The organism is Lysinibacillus sp. UGB7 (assembly GCF_049058285.1).
In the GTDB taxonomy this organism is placed as follows: Bacteria; Bacillota; Bacilli; order Bacillales_A; family Planococcaceae; genus Lysinibacillus; species Lysinibacillus sphaericus_B.
In genome coordinates, this window is record NZ_JBMGUV010000002.1 from 125680 (window position 1) to 150868 (window position 25189).

Sequence of the window (25189 nt, forward strand, 5' to 3'; positions counted from 1 at the left end):
TTTATAGCCCCCCTTATTTAGAAATGGGTATAGAATTCTTCTTTTTTCCGATTTGTAGGCAGTAGTTGTTTAATGGAGGCATTTTGATGAAGCAATGCCAATAAGAGTGTGTCTGTATCCTCTTGATTAACAGTCACTATTAGTTCATTTACGTCATTATTCAAGGAACGCTGTTGGTGAATTTCAATAAAAGGCAATAGTTCTTCCAGTGACTTTTGACTGGAAATCTCAAAAATTATTGTATTGCTATGATTCTCTATATCGTGTAATGAATCCGTTTGACTGACTTGACCACTTTGTATGACTAAAACCCGATCTACGAGATTTTCTAGTAATTTTGTTTCGTGGCAAGTTAACACGATACTTAAGCCATTGTCTTTTAGAGAGGCCAGTGTATCTTCTAAGTCACTTTGTGCTTTAGGATCAAGACCTGATAATGGTTCGTCCAATATGAGGAGATCTCTTTCTTCAAGCATGGCCTGCATAATCATGACTTTTTGCTTCATGCCTTTAGAAAAATGGACAATCCTCGTATGGCGAGCCTCTTGCATATTAAAAATAGTCAGTAAATAATCGATTCGTTGCTGTAATGGCATCTTAGACATGCCACTAATTGTGCCCATATGATACAGATACTCTTGTGGGGTAAATAGAATTTGAGAAGGGGTTACTTCTGGCACGTACCCGATGTTTAGAGATGGTAGATGCTTGTCAATTACACCGGCGTCTGGATGCGCTAAGCCTCCTATAATTTTTAGTAGCGTGCTCTTGCCTGACCCATTCTTTCCTACAAGTGCCATGATCTGATGAGCATAAACAGACAATGACATGTTCTCTAAAACTTTCTTGCCTTTATATTGTTTAGAAATGTTTTGCAATTCTATAATAGTCTTCATGTTTACACCCCTTTTTTTTATGAATGACCCTTTATGCGGTCATGACCCGATACAAAAATTCGAATGGTTTTTTCCGATTAACTTGTAAGATTATTATAAATTAATCTGTAGTCAATTGCTTTTGAAAAGTGGAACAATTTTCTATTTTTGTTTATAAACACGTGTGAAATGACAATAAAAAGGTCCTGCTCAGTGCGAACTGGCAGAACCTGTGAAGATTTATTACAATGAACGATATTTTTTTAGGCTAATAATATTTAAAAGGATAAAAAGGAGGGCAAAGCCTGCAAGTACCAATAAGTCAACTAGAATTTCACTAAAGGTAAATCCTTTGTACATCACGCTATTTAAGGCATCTGCTGCATAGTAAAGAGGCATGATACGACCAATATTTTGTAACCACTCAACCATACTATCGAGCGGGAAGATGCCAGAAAAGAAAACTTGCGGCACAATGACAAGCGGGATAAACTGCATCATCTGAAACTCCGAGGCAGCAAAACTTGATAGCAGCGCCCCTAATGATAATGATACTAAGGCTACTAAACTATTAATAAGAAGCACGAGCCAGATGGAACCCACATGAACAATATCGAGTACATAGATGCCAAAAAGTACAATAATAATCGTCTGAATCAAGGCAAACAGACCATATCCCACCAAATAACCAGCGACAATTTCTGAGCGTTTAATGGGGGTCGCCAATAAGCGCTCTAATGTTCCAGAAGTCCGTTCTTTTAATAATGCGATGCCTGTAATTAAAAAGACGAAAAAGAAAACGAAGAAGCCAATGAGCATAGGGCTAAAAATATCAAAAATGGCTGTGTCTTCGTCTCCATATACATAGTCGGTGACGAATGTCATCGACGAAGCCTGCTCGGGCTGTAAAGCTTGTGCTAGCTTCATTTGTAAAGCTTTGGCAGCGGAAGGATCATCATTTAGTAATGTCAGCTTTATTTGTTTTTGCTGGATATCTAGCCATGCATCATATTTATTTTCTTTTAATTGAGCGATAGTTACATCATCGTTTTGAATAACATCAAAATCCTCAGCTTCAAGTTTTTCAATCAGCTGTGATGGACCGTGTGATACGATGAGCGTTACTACAGACTCATCACTATTAAAAATAAAGTACATTAAGGATAGCACAAGAAGCGGTGCACAAAACAACAGGGCAAGTGTACGTTTATCGCGCTTCATCTGCTGAATAATTCTTGTCACAATGGCGCCAATTCTCATACGATAGCACCTCCAGCCTTTAAAAACACTTCGTCAAAATCTTGTGCCTGATAATGTGCCTTTAATTCTTGCGGTGTGCCCTGTGCCAATATCTGTCCACTTCTTAGCATGGCTAATCGATCACAGCGTTCTGCCTCGTCCATCGCATGCGTTGTCACTAAAATGGTTTTATGCTCTTCTTCTTTCAGGCGAATAAGCTCCTGCCAAATTTCTTTTTTTAATACTGGATCGATGCCAACTGTTGGTTCATCTAAGATTAACAGCTTAGGATTTTGTATTAAGGCAATCGCTAGTGACAGTCTTCGCTTCATACCACCGGAATAATTCACTACCTTATTATTTAAATCCTCTGTTAAACGCACAAGATTTGCAGCATACGCTACACGTTCCACACGCTCATTTTTCGATAATCGGTATAGCTTGGCAAAAAAATGAAGATTTTCAGCGCCTGTTAAATCGATATAAAGCGCATCCGATTGTGCCATATAGCCAATGTCTATGAGAAGCTGCTTATGAGGTACTTCATAGTCTAATACTTGGATACGCCCATTATCGGGTTTTATCATCCCCATGATCATTTTGATTAACGTCGTTTTCCCACAGCCAGAAGGACCAAGTAGACCGATTAGTTGCCCTGTTGGAACTTCTAAGGAAAGGGGGGCAATGACTTGTTTCTGATGAAAACGTTTTTCGATGGCGCTTAACGTAATCGCATTTTCTCCCATATCCATCTCTCCTTTACTGAACACCGTGTTGATACAATTAAAATTTTACTTTAGCATATACGCAAATACAATAAACACAGTGACAAAAAGTGTTAAGCGAATTGTGTGGAAATTGTTTGCGTGCCAGGCACCAAAAGGAATTTGAGGTAATGGAGGATTTACAGCAGGAGCTATTAAGTGGACTGGAGAGTAATGTAAAAAAGGTTCAACCACTAGAAGCCTTTCATGCCTTACAGAACGGACAGCTTTACCAACCATTTGTCATTGTCATTCAGTTTATTAAAGAGCATGCAACAGCCTTACGCGTAATACTTGGAACACAGGGAAGTCCCGATTTTAACAAGAGGATGAAGAAGTCTTTAGTGATGGCTTATTAGAGAAACTCTCTTTAATTCAGGCTGAAGAGTTAGATCCGGTCTTTAGGCAATATTTTCAAGCCTTTCTGACATCCGCGATACTAGGTGTGATACAGGAATGGTTAGAAAGTGATGAAGAGGATTTTAATGTAGAAGAACTAGCGACTATCCATTTTCGCATATTACGCTTCTTCCGTCTTTTGACTAACTTATAGCAATGTAAGAGCCAGTTGGTTGGGTGCCAGGCAATTATGAAATGATTAAATTGTGTGAAAATTGTTTGGGTGCCAGGCACCAATAACCGGCTTATTTTTCATAGTAAGCACTTAAAGCCTTCTCTAATCGTTCTTCTAAATGCTGCGAAATATAGCCTACAACAAATTGCTCTTTTTCCATGTCGATTTGGGAAGAACGGAAAACTTTAGCGAAAAACCCCGCCTTACTTTGCGTTGAAAATTGCTGTAAGGCTTCTGTACGTAATGTAGAAACAATTTCATTTTCTATATGACGTTCACGAATTTTTTTGACAATATCCTTCACACTACCCTCTTGAAGTTCTAAGATTTGCTTTTGCAAATTTTCGTTTTCATCTTTAAGTTCTGCTGTTTCTTTTTGAATTTCCGTAATTTGATGATTTGACTCGAAGGCAAGAGATTGCATATTTTGAGCGAGAAAATCTTGGTTAATCGAAATTTGAAAAATACCTTGTTTATCACTTGTTTGCATATCAAAAAGTCCTGTTTGCATCATTTGCTGCAAAACATTACCTAGCACATCGACTTTATTTGCTAATTCGTCGGTAGAAGCGAGTGTTGTTGCCGTGATTTGATGTTTGAGAAGCTGTCCATCTTCATCAATACCTAAAAGATACTTTAAACCTTTCACTCGGTATTCGTCCTTCAACAGGAGGATCATGCGTAACCTTAATATGGCAGGAAGATTTAAACGAATATTAGTGATTGGGTTAATCGTGGTGTTATCAAAAATATATTGCTCAAAAGGTTTGATGTAATAACGGAGCATGGCATCAGTGATTTCAAACCAATTGGCAACCTCTGAAATGGAGTAGTGTTCTTTTTCTTGAATGTGTGTTAAATAGACATCACTATAAAGGTGTTCTTCTAAAGGCGTATGTTGTATAACGACGAAAAGTGGATCATGTTGCACTATTTCAAGTACCATCTCTTTTGCATTACTTATTTCTAGCATTCCTTTACACCCCACTTTATTTTACTTTAGCTAGATTGCTATTACTTCTCTATATAGGTTTCTATTCAATTGGATGCAATTGTATGCCTATTTTAAGAGGGAAATAATTTCTAGCTTTTTTAAAGAAAGAGATAATGCAATTTCTTAAAGTGTATAGATAAAATGACCCGTTTATGATTACAAAAAATTGTTATTTTTGGCACTTAAGAAAAACTTAAGAAATCTCCCCGCTTTTTATTAAGAAATACTCCTTATAGTAAGAGTTAACTTACAAGACACAAAACGGGAGATATTAAATGCAATATATAACATTCCTTACTGAATTCATTAAACATCCGAAAAATACAGGAGCAATTTCACCAAGTTCAAAAATATTAGCAAAAAAAATGGTAGAAGCCATTATTTTTGAAGAAGCACACTGCATTGTTGAATTAGGTCCTGGAACAGGCTCTTTTACGAAAGAGATTATGAAGAGAAAACAGCAACAAACAAAACTCGTTCTAATCGAAAATAATGAAATTTTTGCTAGTGCATTAACGAAGCAATATCAAGATGATCCGAGTGTTTTTGTTATACATGGCTCGGCCGAAAATCTTAGTTCGTACTTGAAGTCATTACATATTAAAAAGATTGACTATATATTATCTGGCTTACCTTTTACATCTCTGGAACCAGCAGTATCATCACGAATTTTAAATAATGTAAACGAGACATTACATGAGGATGGCGAATTTATTACCTTTCAATATTCACTCGTTAAGAAATCCTTTATCCAAAATTTTTTTGACGATATTACACTGAAAAAGGTTTGGGTGAATATTCCACCTGCCTATGTGTTAAGTTGCAAAAAAGGAAGCCAGAGGTTATGTCAGTAATGGACTTACATGAATTGATGGGCTTTATTGAACATTATGGTTATTTTGCTTTATTTTTTAGCTTATGGCTTGGTATCGTTGGCATGCCTATTCCTGATGAAATGATCGTTATGAGTGGCGGATTTTTGTCATCTTTAGAAAAAATGGGTGTCATTCCAGCTTTTATCTTAACTTACTTAGGTGTTGTGTCAGGGCTGTCATTAGGGTATGTCCTAGGAAAACTGTTTGGACATAAAGTGCTCGACAAATTGGTGAAAAAGAACAAAGCGAAATATCTTTTACAGTCGAAAGACATGCTCAGTAAGTACGGGCATTTTGCTTTAGTGATAAGTTATTTTATTCCAGTGGTTAGGCACATTATTCCTTATTTGGTTGGAATGAATAACATGTCATTTAAAATTTATGCTTTGTATTCGTACACAACAGGCTTTATATGGACAATGATTTATTTTACGCTTGGTTTTTTCTTTGGCAAACAAATTGAGCTTATAGGAAAACTTGCCACGCAATATGGTTTATATTTTGGCATAATCGTTATGATTGCGTGCATTTTTTATTATTTTAATAGACGAAAGTTAGTTAAATGAATTAATTCCATAAATAGTTTTTCTATAAAAAAAACGCCAACATTTTTGGTAGGAGCGTAAGGCGGCGACTCCAGCGGGAAAGTGAACAGAAACCCTGGACTGAGTTTTTGGGAACGAAGGTAACACCATCACGTCCTGTGACAAAGCCTTCGTAACCAACAACCTGTTGCTGACGCTTCGCTTTCGTACATAAAAACACCAGTTGCTGACGCTTCGCTTTCGCACATAAAAACACCAGTTGCTGACGCTTCGCTTTCGCACATAAAACATTTGTTGCTGACGCTTCGCTTTCGCACATAAAACATTTGTTGCTGACGCTTCGCTTTCGCACATAAAACATTTGTTGCTGACGCTTTCGCTTTCGCACATAAAACATTTGTTGCTGACGCTTTCGCTTTCGCACATAAAACATTTGTTGCCCCGAAGCGCTCGATGCTTGCCCGCAGAAAGCGTCCCCCTGTAGCGGAATTTAACGATGAACAATTACTTTATTTTCATTAATAACATTCGCCTTTATTAGTATGAAAGTGAATTATGAAATTGATTTAAATAGTTAAAAATAATGAGAAATAATGGTTAAATATAAAGTATTAATATAATATATTTTGCGGAAAATTGGTGGGATAATATGACTAAAGAAACAATACTAGTAGTGGACGATGAAAAAGAAATAAGGGATCTTATCGCCATTTATTTAAAAAATGATGGATATGAAGTATTACAAGCAAGTGATGGAGAAGAAGGATTATTGCTGTTGAAGCAACACAAGGTACATTTAATTGTCTTAGATATTATGATGCCTAAAGTGGATGGTATCCAAATGTGTATGAAAGTAAGAGAAATAGCTGAGATGCCGATTATTATGCTGTCGGCAAAAACACAAGATATGGATAAAATTGTTGGTTTAACGATAGGTGCCGACGACTATGTAACAAAACCCTTTAACCCGTTGGAGCTAATTGCTCGCATAAAATCACAGCTTAGAAGGTATTTGAAAATGAGCAATGCGGAAGTAGCTGATGACAATGAAATTGAAATTGGCGATATGCAAATTAATATAGCAACACATGAAGTAATCGTAAACAATCAAAAAGTTAAGCTTACACCAAGGGAGTTTTCAATTCTTGAATTACTCGCACGAAATCAAGGAATGGTGCTGAGTGCTGAGCAAATTTATGAAAAGGTTTGGAAGGAAGAGGCTATACAGTCAGAAAATACGGTCATGGTACATATTCGTAAAATTCGAGAAAGAATTGAGACAAATCCTAGAAATCCTCAATATATTAAAACCGTATGGGGAGTAGGTTATAAAATTGAGAAAGATCAGTAAGCTATTTCTTTACTTATTAAACAAACTAAAAAAGCTCATTGTAAATGCGATAACAAAAGTTCGGCAAAGCATTAGAATTCAACTATTGACGACTTTTATTCTTTGTGCTTTTTTGGGTTTACTTGCAGCTAGAGCAACCCTTCCGTTTGTATTGAATATTTATCAAACAGCTACAATTGACTATAGTCAAGGGATGCAGCAAATAAATTTTCAAGCGCAGCGTGCGGCAGATATAGCTATCAATGAAAATAGTGTAGTATCTTTACAGCAAATGATTGAAGCAGAAAATGTAAAGCTTGAAATGAAACAGAGTGCGTTGAATGTGATAGTAACCGATGAGAGTGGAAAGGTTATATACAAAACCAAGCAAGTGGAAGAGGAACACATCAATTTGCATAATAAAATTCGTCATGTAATGGATTTTGCGATTAACCATCCACTCTATAATTATGAGATACCGGCAATCGAACAATTGCAGCAAGAATTTATTGCATTTTATCCATTAACTATAGAAGATAAAAACTTATATTTGTTTGTCAGTGGTATTCCGGAGGGCGTGGTTATCGCAAGTTCGACAGAAGGCCTTATCCCATTATTTATTGCAATTGCTGTTTTTACCTTTTCATTCTTCTATATAACGAAACGAAAAATGAATCAAATTGAGGCATTGGCGAAGGGGGTTATGGAAATGGCTAAAGGGAACTTAGCCTATCGAATAGAGAAAAAGGGCATAGACGAAATAGCATTATTAACGGAGAATGTAAATCATATGGCTGAAGCGATAATGACAACTATAGCAAAGGAACGAAGAATTGAAAAACAAAAAAATGAGCTAATTACTAATGTATCGCATGATTTGCGGACACCCCTTACGTCTATTATGGGGTATTTGCGTTTATTAAGAGAGGGGAGATATGACACGAGAGAGCAATATGAGGATTATATAAAAATAGCATTTTCAAAGTCAGAGCAGTTAAAAAATTTAATTGATGATTTATTTGAGTACACGAAACTAACGAACGAAAATATTGTATTAAACCAGCACAATGTATGTATCAATGAGCTACTTGATCAACTAATAGAGGAATTGGTACCGCAAGCAGAAGAGCGAAACCTTTTATTTGAAAAAAATTACCCTGAAGAACGCATATATGCTTCTGTCGATTCGGAAAAAATTGTACGAGTATTTGATAATTTATTGATGAATGCGATCAAATATAGTACAAGTGGAGGAGAAATTAAAGTCTCTTTTAAAAAACAACAAAATAGCCTGCAAATCTGTGTCGCAAATCACAGTGAACAGTTTACCAAAGAAGAATTAGTGAACTTGTTTGAACGATTTTATAAAAAAGATCAATCTAGAACAAATGTATCGGAAGGATCAGGTCTTGGTCTTGCCATTGCCAAAAGTATTGTTGAACTACACGGAGGGGAAATCGGTGCAAATTATGAAGATGGGTTGTTGCAATTTACAATCTTGTTGCCGATTTCAGCACAATAATTTTTATAGCACTAAACAATTTTATTGATAGAAGGGTGTATTTTAAAGAAGGATTATGTAACGATTTTTCCGACAGGTGCAGATTTCAAGCGAAGAGATTGTGCACTTTTCTTTCATACAACTTGTTGAATTTTTTGCTTCATTGCAGCGGGGCTACAAGGAGCTAATGAGCAGAGGAAATCCATAGGCAGAGCAAAAAAATCTAAGATAATTTTAAAAAACTTTAGCTATTTATGAAAGCAAGCGATATATACTGCTGGAAATTAACAATCAAACGTAAGTCCATTTTATATTGCTACTTAGATGGAATCGACAATATTGAATGCTGGTGAAGAACCGACTGCTGCTACAGTTTTTCAATTTTTAGAAGGTGATTAGATGATAGACTTATAGGGAAATTTTCTAACATTTCTACTAACATCGTTGTGTCCCTAATTAGTATTTGTATTTCTGTATATTTATACTGCCTTTGAAGTTCTAAAACGTATTCTGTGATTATTTGTAAATTCAAAGTGTTCTTGACTTCTACCTCTACAAAAAACGGAAGTGTTAACTGAGGAAGGTAGCAACAACCGCGACGAATCCAAATCGCTTCATTAACATAATAACGGATGGGTAATTGACGATTACTAGCAATAAATAGATCCATTTCAATCTCCTCTTTTTTAAATTTAGATAAAAAAAGGATGGCACTAGTCATTTGCCATTAAAATGCGAAGGCACAGTTTAGGTATTCATCAAATAACTAGGCTTGTCAGCCCCTTTATGTTTTAGTTAGTATTCAATAATATCATATAAGTCATAATAGAGCCTATTGTAATACCTGTGGGAAATTTACTAGAGCGGTAACTAGGTTTACCCGAGCGAAGAAGCGGCTGACCGGAGCGCCAAGTGGGTTGACCCGAGCGAAGAAGCGGTAGACCGGAGCGTCAAGTGGACTTACCCGAGCGAAGAAGCGGCTGACCGGAGCGCCAAGTGGATTGACCCGAGCGAAGAAGCGGCTGACCGGAGCGCCAAGTGGATTGACCCGAGCGAAGAAGCGGCTGACCGGAGCGCCAAGTGGATTGACCCGAGCGAAGAAGCGGTAGACCGGAGCGGAAAGTAAGCTTACCCGAGCGAAGAAGAGGTAGACCGGAGCGTCAAGTGGACTTACCCGAGCGAAAAAGAGATAGACCAGAGCCGCAACTAAGCTTACCAAAGCGAAATTGGCTACGCCTAATAATCTTGTTAGCTCTACTAGCAATATACGGTTAGCTGCTTTTCATACTTATTTCAACAGTAAAAATAATTTGTAAAGTTACTGTGTGAAATTGCTTTTAAGTTTCCTATGAGAATTTTGAGAACGGCTTCTTGATTTAGGACATCCTTAAACCTTAAAACGAGATTAATTTATAGTTTGCTTAGAAAAAACATGGGAAGACTATTGAATAGCTTCTACATGTTTTTTTGAGTTGTTATGTTTAGTATTGCTAAAAAATATTTGTTTTTAAGTATAATCTAGCGAATATGTCGTTTCTTTGGATTAATTGTAAAGTGTATGTAAACATTTGTTTAATGCATTGTAAACGATATTTACAAACAATTAGAAACTATTAATAATAAAGTCTGACATCAAGTGAAAGGGTTGAGAGTGTTTGGATATCAACGTACAAGAAATGATTTTCCAATTTCTCGGAGGTTTGGGCTTATTTTTATTTGCCATTAAATTCATGGGGGATGGCTTGCAAAAGGCTGCAGGTGATCGCCTACGAGATATTTTAGATAAATTTACAACGAATCCTTTAATGGGCGTATTAGTCGGAATTGTCGTTACAGTTCTGATTCAATCGAGTTCAGGTACGACAGTTATAACAGTTGGTTTAGTGAGTGCAGGGTTAATGAAATTACGTCAGGCAATTGGCGTAATTATGGGCGCAAATATCGGTACTACGATAACGGCCTTTATTATAGGAATTGACGTAGGTGCATATGCTTATCCCATTATGGCAGTGGGTGCGGTTTGCTTATTCTTCTTTAAGAAAAGCATGGTTCAAAATATTGGACAAATATTGTTTGGATTTGCGGGTTTATTTATCGGTTTAGAGCTGATGAGTGGTGGGATGAAACCGCTACGAGATTGGCAACCATTTTTAGATTTAACTGTGCAAATGTCTGATGTACCTATTTTAGGTGTGCTAGTAGGTACGATATTTACATTGATTGTTCAATCATCCTCGGCTACAGTCGGCATTTTACAAGGGCTATATGCAGAAGATTTAATTTCATTGCATGGTGCTTTACCTGTATTATTTGGTGATAATATTGGGACAACGATAACAGCTATCTTAGCTGCATTAGGTGCCTCGATCGCTGCAAAGCGCGCAGCAGCAACGCACGTTCTATTCAATGTTTTTGGAACGATACTGTTTATGCTTTTTTTAGGAGTGTTTACGAATTATGTGGAATGGATAGCAGGTGTATTAAATTTAGAACCGAAAATGCAAATTGCCTTTGCGCATGGGACGTTTAACGTTGTGAATACACTTATTCAATTACCATTAATTGGATTTTGGGCTTACGCTGTAACAAAATTAATCCCAGGTGAGGATTCAGTCGTCGAATATAAACCTAAATTTTTAGATAAAAACTTAATTGTTCAATCACCTTCTGTTGCACTGGGACAGGCAAAAATGGAAGTGTTACGCATGGGTGAATATAGTATTCAAGGACTTGAAGATACACTGACAATTTTAAAAACATCTGATGGAAAATTAATGGGGACTGTAGGTCAGTTGGAAGAAGCCATTAACAATTTAGATCGTAAAACAACGGAGTATTTAGTCGAGCTGTCCAAGCAATCATTATCAAGTCATGACTCTGAAGTGCATCATGCTTTATTTGAAAATATTCGAGATATTGAACGAATTGGGGATCATGTGGAAAATATTATCGAGCTGCTACTATACAAAGATAGTAATCGTGTTCGCCTAAGTGATCAAGCGCTTAAAGAATTGGAGGATATGTTTATCTTTACTTTAGATACAGTTAAACTGGCGATTGAAGCTCTTGATAAGCGTGATATCTCTTTAGCGCAGCAAGTATTAGAAAAAGAAAATGAAATCGACAACATGGAGCGTCGATTACGCAAATTGCATATTAAGCGTTTAAATGAAGGTACATGCTCAGGTTCAGCAGGAATCGTTTTTGCCGATATAGTCAGTAATCTAGAAAGAATCGGTGATCATGCCTCGAACATAGCGGAAACTGTTATTGCCTAAAATAAGCTGTTCAGCGAAGATTTATTTGCTGAACAGCTCTTTTTTATAGCGTGACGGATAGACCTGGTGAAGTGGTGGATAGAACTCTCGAAGTGACGGATAAACCCGGCGAAGTGACGGATAAAACTCTCGAAGTGACGGATAAACCCTTCAAATCGACGGATAGTAATGAGCGAGCTTAATCCTATACATGAGTGCAAAAACCTAATTACAAAGAGCAATCAAAAAACAAGTAAGCAGACCATTGAGGGATCTGCTTACTTGTCGTTTTAGTGAATATCGCGTTTTTTAAAGTTACCGCCGCGTACTTCTGAAACGTCTGAAATGACGACGAAAGCCGCTTCGTCGATATCTCGAATGATGGATACAAGCTTATTTTCTTCCATGCGGTTAATGACACAGTTTAAAATTTCCGTAGGCTCGTTCGAAAAACCGCCTCGTCCTTGTGTATAGGTAACACCACGACCTAAACGGGATTGAATAGCGTCCCCAATCTCCTCTGATTTAGCACTAACAACACGCACATCTTTTGATTTTTCCAAACCAACTTGAATAATATCAATAACATTTTTCGCAATGTAATAAGTTAAGGCGGAGTATAAGGCACTTTCAAGGCCGAAAATAAAACTAGCGCCAATAAAAATAAAGGCATTGATAAATAAAATAATATCGCCGACTGAAAACGGAATTTTACGCGATAGTAACACTGCTAAAACCTCAGAGCCATCTAAAGCGCCACCATTACGTAAAACAATCCCTATTCCGACACCAAGCAAAATACCACCAGATAACACGATTAATAAGGAATCATCAGGTCCTAATATCGTCTTTACATCGTGTAAAAGTACGGTTGAAATGGATAAAGCTGCAATTCCGACAATACTCATTAGGGCAAATGTCTTTCCAACTTGTTTATAGCCTAAATAAACAAATGGAATATTTAATACAAAGAGTAACACGCCTAATGGTAGCCCAAATAGATGCGCACCCATAATACTAATGCCTGTGACACCACCATCGATCACTTCGTTAGGGATTAGCACAGCCTCTAGTCCATAGGCTGCAATGACTGCACCGATGACAATCATAATAGCTTTACGAATATTTTGTAGTAATTTTCCTTTTTTCATAAATCTTCTCCATTTCATCTTACCAATAAGTTATTTCTCAAAAGAGACTTTACTATTGTAATATTTTTTTTAGGTAAATTGAAAGCAGTAAGTTCGATAATGGCAGATAAAGTTAAGGCTTTGGAATAATGTTGAACGCAATCGTTTTTGTTTCAGTCTGTTCATTTAGCGTGCCCATCTTATAATATTTAGTCATTAAATTATTTAGGTCTTGTTGAAAAAGATGAAATTGTTCGTTCGATAACGTTAAATCTACTAATGAAAATGTTGCGGTGTCTTCAACGTGTTCGGTCTCAGCAATCGAGGATAGATAATGTTGGTATTGCGTTAGTAAGACTAATTGATAGTAGGAAATATAGTTTAATTTTTGCTCCTGGGATAGATGTTGCCAGTCCTCATGATTCAGTCTAGCAGCATCCTCATTTAAAGCATAAAATTTTTCAACGACTGAACGTACTTTTCTTTCTTTGACAACCTTAATAATACTTTCATCCGTTAAAATTTGAATATGTCGGTATAAGGTTGCTTGCGGAACATCTTTAATAACTTTATTCATCTCTAATGTACTTAAGCCATCTTCTTTGTTTTGCATGAGCGCCTGTAAAATTTTCATTCTCACAGGATGCATTAAAATTTCTGCTTTGTTGCGCATATTTAACTCCTCCATTCAGCTTGAACGTTGTGTAATTAAGAAAAATACAACTTAATTATATAAGTTGAGAATGTTATCAAAAAATATAATATAAATTAATTCAAATGTATAGTGTAAAAAAGTAATGCAATTCGTTAGGTCTTTTGTTATCATTATCGATAATGATAATGAATGAGGTGAACAGTTTTGAAGTTACATTATGGTATCGATGAATTAAGTCACATTGATTGGGCAAGTATTCTACCCATCTTGCTTCCATTTTTACTAGTTGGATTTTTATTAATTTTGATTGCTCTAATTGATTTATACCGTTATCGAAAAGTAAGAGAAAACGTACTTATGTGGACGATTGTGATTGTGTTATTTAATACAATTGGACCGATTTTATATTTTACGATAGGCAGAAAGGATGTAAATGAACGTGCGCTTAGAAATCAATAATGTAACGAAAAAGTTTAAGCATAAAACGGCTGTTGATCATTTTTCGATGGTCATTGAAGAGAATGAGTGTGTGGGATTAATCGGACCAAATGGGGCAGGAAAGTCGACGTTAATTCAAATCATTGCAGATATTCTCTATGCAGATGAGGGGAGTATTGTTCTGGACGGACAAAATATATCCAAGAAGAAAAATCAAATCGGCTATTTACCTCAATACCCCAACTTCTACTCTTGGATGACAGCATATGACACTTTATTATTTATGGGAACACTGTCTGGCATTTCAAAAAACCAATTGCAGAAAGATATTCCGCTAATCTTAAAAAAGGTGGGTCTCTCGAAAGAAGTGCAGTCAAAAGTCGGCGCATTTTCAGGCGGGATGAAGCAGCGCTTAGGCATTGCACAAGCGTTGTTACATAAGCCTACCTTGATTATTATGGATGAACCCGTATCTGCCTTAGATCCAATAGGACGAAGAGAAGTGTTGAATTTACTGAAAGAAATAAAAAGTGAAACGACGATTTTATTGTCTACACATATATTAGGGGACGCAGAAGAAATCTGTGAACGTTTTGTTGTCATCAAAGATGGACAGAAAATTGAAGATGCTACAAAAGCGCAGTTGCTTCATAGGAATCAAGAATCAGCTATTTATCTAGTGATTGAAAAAGGTGATTTGAAATGGCTTGAAGAAGTTGAGCAGCTACCCTATGTAAAGAAAATTGACAACTATGAAGAGGGCTTTAAAATACATGTCAAGCAAGTTCAAATAGATGCCTATCGATTATTACAAAATGCTATGGATCAAAAAATAGCTTTTACAAAGTTTGAAATAGGCGTTAAAGAAAGTCTAGAAGATACATTTTTGACATTGGTGGTGGATGTATGAATACTTTTGCAATATTAAGTAAAAAAGAATTCAGTCAAATGGTGAAAGAATATAAAATACTGTGGTTACCTATTGTTTTTATGTTGCTAGGGCTTACGCAACCAATCATGATGTATTATCTTCCCATGATCTTAGAGTCACTTGGTGGAGTAGAAGGGATTATGATTGATCCAACGATGGCAAAACCAGAGGGACGAGAAGTACTAGCCTCGACATTAAATTCACAGTTTGACCAGCTAGGTATCATCATCGTGATCGTTGCGGTTATGAGTGTAATTCAAGCAGAAAAAGCGAATGGCATGTTGGCGTTTATTTTAACAAGGCCTGTATCGATTTCTAGTTATTTGGGCAGTAAAATCGCCTCGCATTATTTATTGGCAGTTCTAAGTTTAGCGGTTGGTTATGTAGCGTCGTATGGTTATACGGTGTTCCTATTTTCACCTGTACCCATTACTCAGGTAATTTTAGCATTTGTTCTGTACTGTATATGGTTGTTATTTATCATTACATTCGTGACGATGCTAAGTACATTTTTTAATAGCCCTGCTGTTATTGCATTAGTAAGTATTGTCGCATTGCTACTATGTCGTTTAATTGCTGGACTGCATCCCGTCTTGGATATATTTAATCCAGCTGGTTTTAGTTTACGTGCATCGAGTGTTCTAATTACAGGTAGTGTTGGTGCTTGGTGGGAACTTAATTTACTAGTTACTTTTCTTGTTATTTTCGGCATGATATTGACAATGCATTATTGGATTGCGAAAAAGAAATTTTAATAGATAGTAGGTGTGAGCTTGTTAACTATACGTAATGTTAAGAAAAAGTATGGGCAACATGAAGTGCTAAAGGGCGTAGAATTACAGCTTCAACAAGGTGAGGTATTAGGGTTTGTTGGTGCGAACGGTGCAGGTAAAACAACAACACTACATTGTATTACGGGATTAGAAGAGCAAGACGATGGAGAGATAGCCATTAATGCTATACCGAAATCACATGATATTACTTATAAAAAGCAGTTTTATTTTATCCCAGATACTATACAAGTTTTTAACAATATTTCTGCATATGACTGGATCAGCTACGTCTTAACATTATATGAAGTGGACGACAATGCAAAGCTCAATCGCTTGATTAAGGCATTTGATATGGAGAACAGTATTTATAAACCAATGGGGACGTATTCTTATGGAATGCTTCATAAAATGGCTCTTATTACGGCTTTTACAATTAGTCCACCTATAGTCATTATGGATGAGCCATTGAATGGTTTAGATCCTCTTGCTGTTGTCACATTTAAAAATTGTATGAAAGAGTATACAGACAGTGGGGGAACCGTACTTTTCTCCACGCATCTATTAGACGTTGCAGAAAAAATCTGTAATTCAATAGCCTTTTTAAAGGACGGACAAATTATATTGCATGAGTCTCTAGAAAAGCTTTTACAAGAAGGAAACTTAGAAATGATTTTCATGGAAAAGCAAGCCTATGAAGCATAATTTTCAGCTAGTAAAATTTTTTATGACATCTATTTATACAAGGCCGCAGCAACCGCTGCTACAAGTAATGTTACTTATCGCTGTCTTTTATTTAGCAGTACAGTATATAGGGCTTAATGGAATAATTTATTTTTTAGGAACTGCTGAGGCGTACTTATTTTATAATGTTATGCTGTCAAACATGGTTATGTATGTATTAACAGCTTATTTTGCAATTTCAATCGTTTATAGCCAGCGTGACTTTTTGATACTAACAGGGCTACCAATTGCATCAAAAGAAATCGTCATAGCGAAACTAATAAGTGGTCTAGCATTACCTTCGATAGTAATATGTATTCTCCACATCCCGACAATTGTAATAGTACTGATAAATTATAAACTGACTGTAGCGATTAAATTTTTAGCATTTTTACCATTAATGAATCTCTTTGTAGCGCTATCCCTATTGTTTGTATTATCCATCCTAAGCCGATTGCGAAGCCAATTTTCTAATGCATTATTGTATTTATCTACAAGGTTTAGCATTGTTTTAATGATGGGATTAGCTCCCTTCGTGTACTTTTTAAGCGATAAATATGAGGCAATGACAACGATAATAACTAGCTTAAATGTCTCAACACTATCAACGCTAGCTTCTTCGTTTGTAGATTTCCTGGATGTAGGGTCTAGCTTCGCCACGCAACAGTCACTAATTAAGGGGATAGTAATGCCATACGCAAAGGAAAATAGTGTTAGTATTTTCTTGCTATTACTAAGTATTTGTATTGTGTTATTTATAGCCAGTGTTAAGAATTTAACGAAGAATTATTATAAGAACGGTTTATTCGTAAATAGCGTGGAACATAAGTCCAAAGATAGGTTGTTTCATGTGAAAAGTAGCTGGGGGTTTTATTTGCAGCGTGAGTATTGGGTTATCCAATCAGAACCGTATTTTATGATGCAAGTACTGTTAGGGTTGCTATTATCACCAATCTTTACAGGTATATATCTAGCTCTTATTCAATTGAATTGGGCAGGGGTGCCACTTAACCTAAGAAACGATATTCCCATTTTTGCCTACATGATTTTATGTATTAGTTGTATTAATAATATAAGTGGAACACCCTATTCAAGAGAAGGGGTACATTTTACAACGAGCATTGCGCTACCGTTAGATCGAAGAAAAGTATTTTTAGCCAAAGTCACTATCTCTTCATTCATTAGTGCTCTATCCGTGCTATTCAGTTATGGCATTTATTTAATATTTAGTGAGATTAATATCGTAGACATCTTCTATTTGTTCATAACGTTGTTGTTAATTATCAATTACAATTTATTAACGCCCATCTATGATATGCGACATCCGTTACTAAATTGGAAAAATCCATCCGATGCTGTGAAGACAAATCCAAACGTTTTAATTAGTCTACTGTATGGCTTTCCATTACTGTTATTAATTTTAATCATCCATTTTACACTACTTTCTATTGGTGTTTCACAGTGGGTGGCGACAAGTGTAATAGGGATTTTAGCATTGGGAAGTATGAAAATTTTACTCTCTAGAGTAGGGAAATATCATAGTATATGAGAAAATGTGAGGATGTGTAAAAAATAGTAGAGATATCATTGCATACAAATAGTGCGGTTCCACTCTATAAACAATTAGTTCAGCAACTGATTGTAGCAATTGCTCAAGGCTCTATTAAGCATGGAGAGACAATGCCCTCTATCCGTGATATGGCGAAACAAACGGAGCTCAATCTCCATACGGTACATAAAAGCTATAAAGAATTACAACTGAAAGGGCTAATAACAAGAAAAGCAAATTCTAAAGCCTTCATTATCAATCATCATTTAGCACCTTTAAACGACAGAGACCTACAACAAATTTCAATCGAACTTGAGCAAGTCCTAGTAGAAGCATATGTTTTGGGGCTGAGGAAAAATCAATTACAACAAATAATGAATAATATCTCGCAAAAATATTCGTTTTCCTAATCGGCAATGCTAGTTTGAACAGCTTACCTATACAAGAAATGATACAGCTATTATACCTAAAAAACCCATCTATCAACTTTTTTGATAGAAGGGTTTTTTCCATGGTTAAATCAAAAACATCGCTACAATGATTGTGACAACAAGTCCTATGAGGACAGGGATTAGATTGCGCCGTGCAAGTTCGAATGGACTAACATTACAAATAGCGGCAGCTGGAATTAACGCCCAGGGAATTAATGTACCTCCACCAATCCAAATTGCTGTAATTTGACCAAGTGCTGTTAAGGTTGCTGTACCTTCACCTATCGCATTACCAAACAAACTACCGACAGAACCTGCCAAAGAAATGCCAGAGAAGCCAGAGCCATCTAATCCTGTAATGGCGCCAACGACAGCTAACGTAACGACTGCTATTTCCTTTGTTAGTGGCACAACCGCAGCTAAGCCGACACCTAGGTCATTGACGATACCGTGTGAAGCAGCAGGTAAAAAATTACCAATAATTTGCTTAAAACCAGAGTCTCCGAGATAGAAGAAGGCTGCGATTGGAATAACGGGTCCAAATACTTTAAAACCAAATTGGAACCCCTGAATTAAATAACTTGTCGACTTCTCAAACCCTTGCTTTTTGTGCGCTACCAAGCACAGGATGAGCAATATAAAGACAGCGGTTCCGCCTATTAATGCAGTGGCATCTCCGCCCTGTAGTTTTAAAATTGACATGGCAATGACATCAAGTAGAAAGGCAATTGGGATGAGTATAGCGAAAAACCGTTTTTGTCCACGTGTTAGTAAATTTTCCGCCGTTACGCGCTCTAGCCCATCACCTGTTTCAGTGGTTTCCTTCAAAGCCAGCGTACCCCGCTTCATATCCCGCCGTAATAAGAAAAAAGCAACAAGCGTTGTGACCAGGCCCATCGTAATCACAAGAGGAATACTAGCAGAAACAACATCGCCTACTGGAATACCAGCAGCATCTGCAGTGAGCTTCGGAGCCCCTTGGATAACAAAATCACTAGATAACGCAATCCCGTGACCAAATAAGTTCATAGCCATAGCAACGCCAAGTGCTGGCAGACCTGCACGTATAGCAACAGGCAACAGAACGGCCCCTAATAATGCGACAGCAGGTGATGGCCAGAAAAACCAAGAAATAATCATCATTAAAATCCCAATTGTCCAATAAGCTAACGTTGGTGTTTTAATGAATTTTGTAAATGGCGCAACCATGACCTCGTTAATACCAGATGTCATTAACACGCGACTCATGGCAACAATAATGGAAATAATGAGGATGGTCGACAAGAGCTCAGTAATTGCATAGATAAAGCTGTTAAAAATCCCACTTATCGACGAAGTTAAATCGCCAGTAGCTACGATGGCTAGCATGAATATGCCAAGTATACAAATGAGGGTGGTATCTCGACGTTTAACCATAAATCCAATAATCAATACAATGAATACTACATAAATCCAATGGAGAGCAGTGAATTCAAACCCCATACGTTTCCCCCTCAAAAATAGGTTTGGTTCTATAGAATATGAAGAGAAATAAAGTTGGTGATGGTTTTGGAGAATTTTTACTTAAGTAGAATGGCAATATGAATTGATAATGAAAAAGTATAAAGGGGGGTAATATGAAGATTGTTATACCAGCAGGAAAGGTAGCTGATGCGGTGAATCTCCTTTAAGTAAACAATGTGAAAAGTATGCGCATATCGAGGGAAGCGTTGAAATAGTATTAAAGGGTACGGCATATATTAAACTTTAATCCACAAGCATAGGAGTGGGCAAGTGAAGGATATAGATGCGTTTTTAAAGAAATTACATTACTTTGATAAAAAATTTAAGTTATTTATCAAACAAAACAACAATCACCTAATAGTTGAGTATTCAGAGTTGTGTGGAATAATCGATGATTATTCTTCCTTTATTATAAATCATGACAATGATAAACAATGGAATAATTTAGAGCAATCAATTGAAATACTATTATTAATCGAGAATCTAAGAAATAACTCTTCTATTTGTGTCCAAATCTTAGAAAAATATCAAGCTTTAGTATTAAGACATGAAAATGAGGAGATCACTGATTATTTTCGAAACATAGAAGACTGCATTGAAAAGGAATTTGGAGGTTTTCAAATTACCAGTCAGTCGAAGGTGCTCTTAGTAGGATCTGGATCTTTTCCTATAACATTATTAATGATTGCGGAACGAACAGGCGCAGAAGTTTTTGGAATTGATATTGATGATGAAGCGATTCAGTTGGGAAAACATGTAGTAAATAAATTTGGAAATCATTTACCGATTCAAATTAACAACAAGTCAGTAGGGGAACTCGCAGTTATTAAACAGATTAGTCATATTATATTTAGTTCAACTGTTAGCTGTAAATATGACATATTAGAGCAATTATATGATTTAACAAATAAAGATGTGCTTATTGCTATGCGTTATGGAAATGGGTTAAAGTCTCTTTTTAATTATCCAATGCAGAAAGTAGACGAAACCAAATGGCATATAGTAGAGAAAATTATGCACCCTCAATGTGTATTTGATGTTATTTTATATCAAAAAGTACAATGACTTAAATAGACGAGGAGAAGGTTATGACTTATTTTAATAAGGTTTTACTGCTAGGAACAGGGCCCACAGTAATTCAATTAGCTGTGAATTTCAAGAATTATTATAATGGTAAAGTAGCTATTGCTGGTCGAGAATCTTTACGCTCCAAAATTTTCTTTGAAACTATCGTTCAGCATCAACTTGCACTTAAGGTAAATATACAAAATACACAACATCAGTCTGTTGCAGGAGAATGTATTATTGATGAGTTTTTTAAGGGTTACCATGCAATATCTGGCAACTGGGATACCGTTGTACTTAGTGTTACTACAGATTCTTATATAGCAGTATTAGAACAAATCGATACCAAAGTGTTGAAGGAGGCTAGCTGTTTTATATTAATTTCACCTACATTTGGTTCTAGTCATTTAATAACTAATTTTCTAAAGAATCTATCTTCCAAAGCTGAGGTAATTAGTTTTTCAACATATTATGGAGATACTAGATGGTTAGGTGAAATTCCATCAAATGAAGTATTGACAACAGGAGTAAAGAAAACAGTTTATATTGGTTCTACTTACTCAAAATCGGGTAGACTGGATAAATTATCTGAATTATTTCATCATTCGGGGATTCATTTGAAAAAATTGGCATCTCCTCTTGAGGCAGAAACAAGAAATATTTCTTTATACGTGCATCCTCCCTTATTTATGAATGATTTTTCATTAAAAGCAATATTTGATGGGAACAATATAACAAAGTATGTGTATAAGCTTTATCCTGAGGGTCCCATTACTTATACAATGATTCGTCATTTATTAAATTATTGGAAAGAAATGATGGTAATTGTGAAACACTTCAATATTCAACCTCTAAATCTATTAAAGTTTATGGTAGATGATAATTATCCATTACAGCCAGCAAGTATAGCCCGACAAGAAATAGAGAATTTTACTAAACTTGAGTCCATTCATCAAGAGTATCTGCTCTATATTCGTTATGCATCCTTATTAATTGATCCATTTTCTATGCCAAATCAAGAAGGAAGATACTTTGATTTTTCAGCAGTTCCTCTTAGAAGGATTTTTAAAAATCATGATGGAGAATGGGATATTCCTAGAATGCCAAAAGAGGATTACTATCGTGTGAAAATCATTCAAGGGATTGCTAGTGCCCTGAAATTGAAAAGTCCAACGCTAGATCATTTTGTACAAACCTATGAAGAAAAACTGCAACAAGTAGTGGCTTCATCTGAGAATAAAATATATTCAGATGCCTTCCAAGTAAAATCCTTTACACAAGAAATCGAGATGATATGTAAGGAATTAATATTAAGTAAAAAAACAAAATAATAGATATAAAATAAGGAGCTAACGAATTTGGCTAAATAGAGATACAATGTGATGAAAGAAATACAAATACTATAAGTAATGTATATAGTTCCCAATGATGCTTCGTTTTTATCCATATGATGATTGGCATATAGATTCACTTAAGAACATAACAAAAACTAAATGCTATTCTCATTGTCACGGCAAAAAAGGCTATACTCCTTAATGAAGTAAAGCACCAATGATTGCAAGAGTAGATTTAACAACCAAAAGATGGAGAGGAATTTATTTTACATTTACACGACGATATTTACCATAGTCTATTAACCTCAATTAATTCCTGTCCATTAAACTCCATTCTATAAATATCAGGTTTAGATGTGCTATGTAAAAAGGACAAATCATAATTTGAATCATAATATCCCATCATCAAAGTCATTACTAATCCGTGAGTGCCAATTACTACTTTTTTCCCTATATAAGTATTTAATATTTCTGCTAAAACTTTTACAGCTCTTTTTTGACAATCAGTATTCGTTTCTCCTCCGTCTAGAGCGAAATTTGGATCCAAATATGATTTTTCTAATAAAGGAAATAAATCCTTATCAGACATTCGCTCGCCTTCAGCCGAAAAGATTCTTTCCTTAAAATCTTCAACTACTAAAACTTCTTGTCCAATTTGTTTAGCTAACGGCTCTACAGTTAAAATTGATCGAGTGTATGGACTTGATATAACAATGTTAATTCCTTCATCCTTTAAAACATCAGTTATTCTTTGAGCGTCTAATTTTCCTTTTTCAGTTAAACTTCTTGTTCTTTCATTTCCTTTTCTTGGTGAATCCCCGTGTCTCACCATATAAATAAAAGTTCTCATATTATCCCTCCAATAAATTTTTAATACAATCCTTCCTTACATAACCTTCACTTCGATACAATCCTAGTTTCCCACGCCTAAATTTTTGGTATTAATAATATCGACGAAGCAACAATAAATAAAGATCCAATAATAAGTTCCAATAACAAATATACCAGTAGCTTCGATGACTAGTATGAATATGCCAAGTATACAAATGAGGATGGTATCTCGACGTTTAACCATAGATCCAATAATCAATACAATGAATACGACATAAACCCGATGGAGAGCAGTGAATTCAATCCCCATACGTTTCCACCTCAATATTCGGTCTGATTCTATAGAATATGAATATATATAGGTTATACTGTTAAAAGTAGTAAAATTTGGTATGATAATTTTATTAAAGTTTTTTAATCATACTAGAATTAGTAAGGGGAATCTAATAAATGGACAGAAGGAAGAGTATGTTGTTTTTTATATCACCAATATTTTTTTTAGTTTCTTGTAGTGGTGAAGATGAAGTTGTTAAAAAAGATGAACAAATGTATATATCATCAGTTCAAAAAAAGGAAATATATGAAATAAAACAACCTGCAAAATTTAATATTTCAAGAGGTTTGATACTAAGCAATATGAACAATACATTAAATATAAACGAAATTGAGAAAGGACTAATGGATTTATCTGTAAATCATTTTTCTACAAAGAAGTTTTATATGCAGGAAGGTCAATATTTAGATAAAAAGATTATTAATCAATGGTTAGATAGAAAATCTACAGAAGGTGTTGGTTTAAACCCCTCTATAAAAAATAGTACGGGACATGTTTTAGAGGATGAAAAAAATAATCCTAAGATATTATCTCATGTATTAGAGCAAAATTTTATTAACAAAGAAACTGGACAAGTAGAAGGAATATCTTTAGCCATATCCTTAAATGAATTTTATGACATTAGAGTAAGCGATGACAAAGGTTTAGTTTATACAGACCAAGTAAAAGTCGATCATAACGATGATGACGTTAATGATGTGGAAAATTACGGTAAAGAAATAGCTGGGATGATAGTAAAAGATATTAGAAATAATGAAAACATACATAATGTTCCTATTTATTTAACCTTGTATCAAGAATCAAATAAAAATGATATCATTCCAGGCATATTTTTAGCTGAAACATATATTCCGGAGGGAGGGGAAAGGATAGATAAATGGACTGATATAGATAAGAAAAATTATACATTCCCTTCAGATGCACTATATAGTTTAGACAAAGATACTTATGATAAATTATTGACTTTTAAAGAGGATATACAAAAAGATTTTATTCATTTAAATCCTAAAATAATTGGTGAACTTCAATATGAAAACGGTAAATTAGCCGATATAAAAATAAATGTGAATGCGCCTTTAATAAAAGATACTGAATTGATAGGTCTTTTACAGTTAATTAGTACTAAATTAAGTGCTGTTTTATTTGATTATGTTCCTGTGACTATTCGTATTATCAATCAAAAACAAGATGTCGGAATTGTCCTCTGGGATCCAACAGAAAAACAGATTTTTTCGACACCACTTTAATTAAACCTTTTACAATGTAAGAGGTTTTTTTATTTGTTATAATTCAGTTTTTTAATAATTACTCCGTCAACAACATATTAGGTTTTATTAAAGTATTTATTTAAAAAAGTAAAAACTTGTCTTACCTCTCTTTAAAATTGTTCCCCTTACTGTGCCACCCCATTTATCATGATTAATGAAATAGATAGGTATTTACATTTAGCTCTCAAACAAAAAAAGGCAGGGGTACAATGCATTTTATTGAAAAAGAGAGGCTAAAAAATAAATTCAAATTAATAGTCACTCTAGGATGCG

Annotated in this window: 25 protein-coding genes; 15 read left to right on the top strand and 10 right to left on the bottom strand. The window is 35.3% G+C overall.

Annotation, left to right across the window (positions count from 1 at the left end; translation table 11 throughout):
* Nucleotides 1–17 precede the first annotated feature (17 nt).
* The 3 genes from ACOMCU_RS02950 to ACOMCU_RS02960 form a co-directional block, all read right to left on the bottom strand.
* A complete protein-coding gene (locus ACOMCU_RS02950; protein ID WP_421049415.1) occupies nt 18–896 on the bottom strand; it encodes an ABC transporter ATP-binding protein in 879 nt (292 codons plus the stop codon).
* Between the two features lie 222 nt (nt 897–1118).
* Nucleotides 1119–2135 (bottom strand): ABC transporter permease, encoded by a 1017-nt coding sequence (locus ACOMCU_RS02955; RefSeq protein ID WP_421049416.1) that lies wholly within the window; start codon nt 2133–2135, stop codon nt 1119–1121.
* The gene (locus ACOMCU_RS02960; protein WP_010860768.1) at nt 2132–2860 is read right to left on the bottom strand and encodes an ABC transporter ATP-binding protein; all 729 of its coding nucleotides are present in this window, start codon (nt 2858–2860) and stop codon (nt 2132–2134) included. Before ACOMCU_RS02960 ends, ACOMCU_RS02955 begins: the two co-directional genes overlap by 4 nt.
* A gap of 149 nt (nt 2861–3009) precedes the next feature.
* On the opposite strand from ACOMCU_RS02960, the gene ACOMCU_RS02965 reads away from it, so the two are divergent.
* On the top strand, nt 3010–3237 hold the full coding sequence (locus ACOMCU_RS02965) for a hypothetical protein (protein WP_421049417.1): 228 nt from the start codon (nt 3010–3012) through the stop codon (nt 3235–3237).
* A gap of 285 nt (nt 3238–3522) precedes the next feature.
* Here the strand turns inward: ACOMCU_RS02965 and ACOMCU_RS02970 are convergent, their stop codons facing one another.
* Nucleotides 3523–4425, bottom strand: a complete 903-nt coding sequence (locus ACOMCU_RS02970) for a hypothetical protein (RefSeq protein WP_010860769.1) — start codon at nt 4423–4425, stop codon at nt 3523–3525.
* A gap of 296 nt (nt 4426–4721) precedes the next feature.
* On the opposite strand from ACOMCU_RS02970, the gene ACOMCU_RS02975 reads away from it, so the two are divergent.
* Together ACOMCU_RS02975 and ACOMCU_RS02980 are read left to right on the top strand one after the other, a co-directional pair.
* The gene (locus ACOMCU_RS02975; protein ID WP_421049418.1) at nt 4722–5300 is read left to right on the top strand and encodes a class I SAM-dependent methyltransferase; all 579 of its coding nucleotides are present in this window, start codon (nt 4722–4724) and stop codon (nt 5298–5300) included.
* The gene (locus ACOMCU_RS02980; protein WP_010860771.1) at nt 5300–5887 is read left to right on the top strand and encodes a DedA family protein; all 588 of its coding nucleotides are present in this window, start codon (nt 5300–5302) and stop codon (nt 5885–5887) included. The genes ACOMCU_RS02975 and ACOMCU_RS02980 overlap by 1 nt, the downstream gene beginning before the upstream one ends.
* A 22-nt stretch (nt 5888–5909) precedes the next feature.
* Here ACOMCU_RS02980 and ACOMCU_RS02985 read toward each other — a convergent pair whose 3' ends face one another.
* The gene (locus ACOMCU_RS02985) at nt 5910–6299 is read right to left on the bottom strand and encodes a hypothetical protein (protein WP_421049419.1); all 390 of its coding nucleotides are present in this window, start codon (nt 6297–6299) and stop codon (nt 5910–5912) included.
* A gap of 216 nt (nt 6300–6515) precedes the next feature.
* Between ACOMCU_RS02985 and ACOMCU_RS02990 the strand changes: the two genes are divergently transcribed.
* Both ACOMCU_RS02990 and ACOMCU_RS02995 read left to right on the top strand, forming a co-directional pair.
* Nucleotides 6516–7217, top strand: a complete 702-nt coding sequence (locus ACOMCU_RS02990) for a response regulator transcription factor (RefSeq protein WP_010860772.1) — start codon at nt 6516–6518, stop codon at nt 7215–7217.
* Entirely contained in the window at nt 7201–8718 is a 1518-nt protein-coding gene (locus ACOMCU_RS02995) for a sensor histidine kinase (protein ID WP_010860773.1), read from the top strand. The genes ACOMCU_RS02990 and ACOMCU_RS02995 overlap by 17 nt, the downstream gene beginning before the upstream one ends.
* Nucleotides 8719–9064: 346 nt before the next feature.
* Here the strand turns inward: ACOMCU_RS02995 and ACOMCU_RS03000 are convergent, their stop codons facing one another.
* Nucleotides 9065–9367 carry a hypothetical protein gene (locus ACOMCU_RS03000; RefSeq protein ID WP_010860774.1) on the bottom strand — a complete coding sequence of 101 codons (303 nt, stop codon included), beginning with the start codon at nt 9365–9367 and terminating at the stop codon, nt 9065–9067.
* Between the two features lie 1006 nt (nt 9368–10373).
* Between ACOMCU_RS03000 and ACOMCU_RS03005 the strand changes: the two genes are divergently transcribed.
* Nucleotides 10374–11975 carry a Na/Pi cotransporter family protein gene (locus ACOMCU_RS03005; protein ID WP_421049490.1) on the top strand — a complete coding sequence of 534 codons (1602 nt, stop codon included), beginning with the start codon at nt 10374–10376 and terminating at the stop codon, nt 11973–11975.
* Between the two features lie 269 nt (nt 11976–12244).
* Here ACOMCU_RS03005 and ACOMCU_RS03010 read toward each other — a convergent pair whose 3' ends face one another.
* Nucleotides 12245–13105 (bottom strand): YitT family protein, encoded by an 861-nt coding sequence (locus ACOMCU_RS03010; protein ID WP_010860776.1) that lies wholly within the window; start codon nt 13103–13105, stop codon nt 12245–12247.
* A 112-nt stretch (nt 13106–13217) separates the two neighbouring features.
* Nucleotides 13218–13757 carry a helix-turn-helix domain-containing protein gene (locus ACOMCU_RS03015; RefSeq protein WP_010860777.1) on the bottom strand — a complete coding sequence of 180 codons (540 nt, stop codon included), beginning with the start codon at nt 13755–13757 and terminating at the stop codon, nt 13218–13220.
* A 186-nt stretch (nt 13758–13943) separates the two neighbouring features.
* On the opposite strand from ACOMCU_RS03015, the gene ACOMCU_RS03020 reads away from it, so the two are divergent.
* Genes ACOMCU_RS03020 through ACOMCU_RS03045 form a run of 6 tightly spaced genes read left to right on the top strand, consistent with a single transcriptional unit; the run spans nt 13944 to nt 18560 of the window.
* Complete coding sequence (locus ACOMCU_RS03020) at nt 13944–14198, top strand: PLD nuclease N-terminal domain-containing protein (RefSeq protein WP_010860778.1); 255 nt, start codon at nt 13944–13946, stop codon at nt 14196–14198.
* Nucleotides 14179–15087, top strand: a complete 909-nt coding sequence (locus ACOMCU_RS03025) for an ABC transporter ATP-binding protein (RefSeq protein WP_421049420.1) — start codon at nt 14179–14181, stop codon at nt 15085–15087. The genes ACOMCU_RS03020 and ACOMCU_RS03025 overlap by 20 nt, the downstream gene beginning before the upstream one ends.
* Nucleotides 15084–15863: an ABC transporter permease gene (locus ACOMCU_RS03030; protein WP_421049421.1), complete on the top strand. Its 780-nt coding sequence runs from the start codon at nt 15084–15086 to the stop codon at nt 15861–15863. The genes ACOMCU_RS03025 and ACOMCU_RS03030 overlap by 4 nt, the downstream gene beginning before the upstream one ends.
* Nucleotides 15864–15881: 18 nt before the next feature.
* Nucleotides 15882–16583: an ABC transporter ATP-binding protein gene (locus ACOMCU_RS03035; RefSeq protein ID WP_421049422.1), complete on the top strand. Its 702-nt coding sequence runs from the start codon at nt 15882–15884 to the stop codon at nt 16581–16583.
* Nucleotides 16573–18150 (top strand): hypothetical protein, encoded by a 1578-nt coding sequence (locus tag ACOMCU_RS03040; RefSeq protein WP_421049423.1) that lies wholly within the window; start codon nt 16573–16575, stop codon nt 18148–18150. The genes ACOMCU_RS03035 and ACOMCU_RS03040 overlap by 11 nt, the downstream gene beginning before the upstream one ends.
* A gap of 38 nt (nt 18151–18188) precedes the next feature.
* A complete protein-coding gene (locus tag ACOMCU_RS03045) occupies nt 18189–18560 on the top strand; it encodes a GntR family transcriptional regulator (protein ID WP_421049424.1) in 372 nt (123 codons plus the stop codon).
* A gap of 105 nt (nt 18561–18665) precedes the next feature.
* On the opposite strand, the gene ACOMCU_RS03050 is transcribed toward ACOMCU_RS03045, so the two are convergent.
* On the bottom strand, nt 18666–20063 hold the full coding sequence (locus tag ACOMCU_RS03050) for a hypothetical protein (protein ID WP_421049425.1): 1398 nt from the start codon (nt 20061–20063) through the stop codon (nt 18666–18668).
* Nucleotides 20064–20354: 291 nt separating this feature from the next.
* On the opposite strand from ACOMCU_RS03050, the gene ACOMCU_RS03055 reads away from it, so the two are divergent.
* Nucleotides 20355–21149, top strand: a complete 795-nt coding sequence (locus ACOMCU_RS03055; protein ID WP_421049426.1) for a nicotianamine synthase family protein — start codon at nt 20355–20357, stop codon at nt 21147–21149.
* Between the two features lie 23 nt (nt 21150–21172).
* Entirely contained in the window at nt 21173–22480 is a 1308-nt protein-coding gene (locus ACOMCU_RS03060) for an opine metallophore biosynthesis dehydrogenase (protein WP_421049427.1), read from the top strand.
* A gap of 289 nt (nt 22481–22769) precedes the next feature.
* Here the strand turns inward: ACOMCU_RS03060 and ACOMCU_RS03065 are convergent, their stop codons facing one another.
* A complete protein-coding gene (locus tag ACOMCU_RS03065; RefSeq protein ID WP_010860787.1) occupies nt 22770–23333 on the bottom strand; it encodes a histidine phosphatase family protein in 564 nt (187 codons plus the stop codon).
* A 431-nt stretch (nt 23334–23764) separates the two neighbouring features.
* Here ACOMCU_RS03065 and ACOMCU_RS03070 point away from each other — a divergent pair, with 431 nt between their 5' ends.
* Nucleotides 23765–24895 carry a CamS family sex pheromone protein gene (locus ACOMCU_RS03070; RefSeq protein WP_010860789.1) on the top strand — a complete coding sequence of 377 codons (1131 nt, stop codon included), beginning with the start codon at nt 23765–23767 and terminating at the stop codon, nt 24893–24895.
* Nucleotides 24896–25189: the final 294 nt, after the last annotated feature.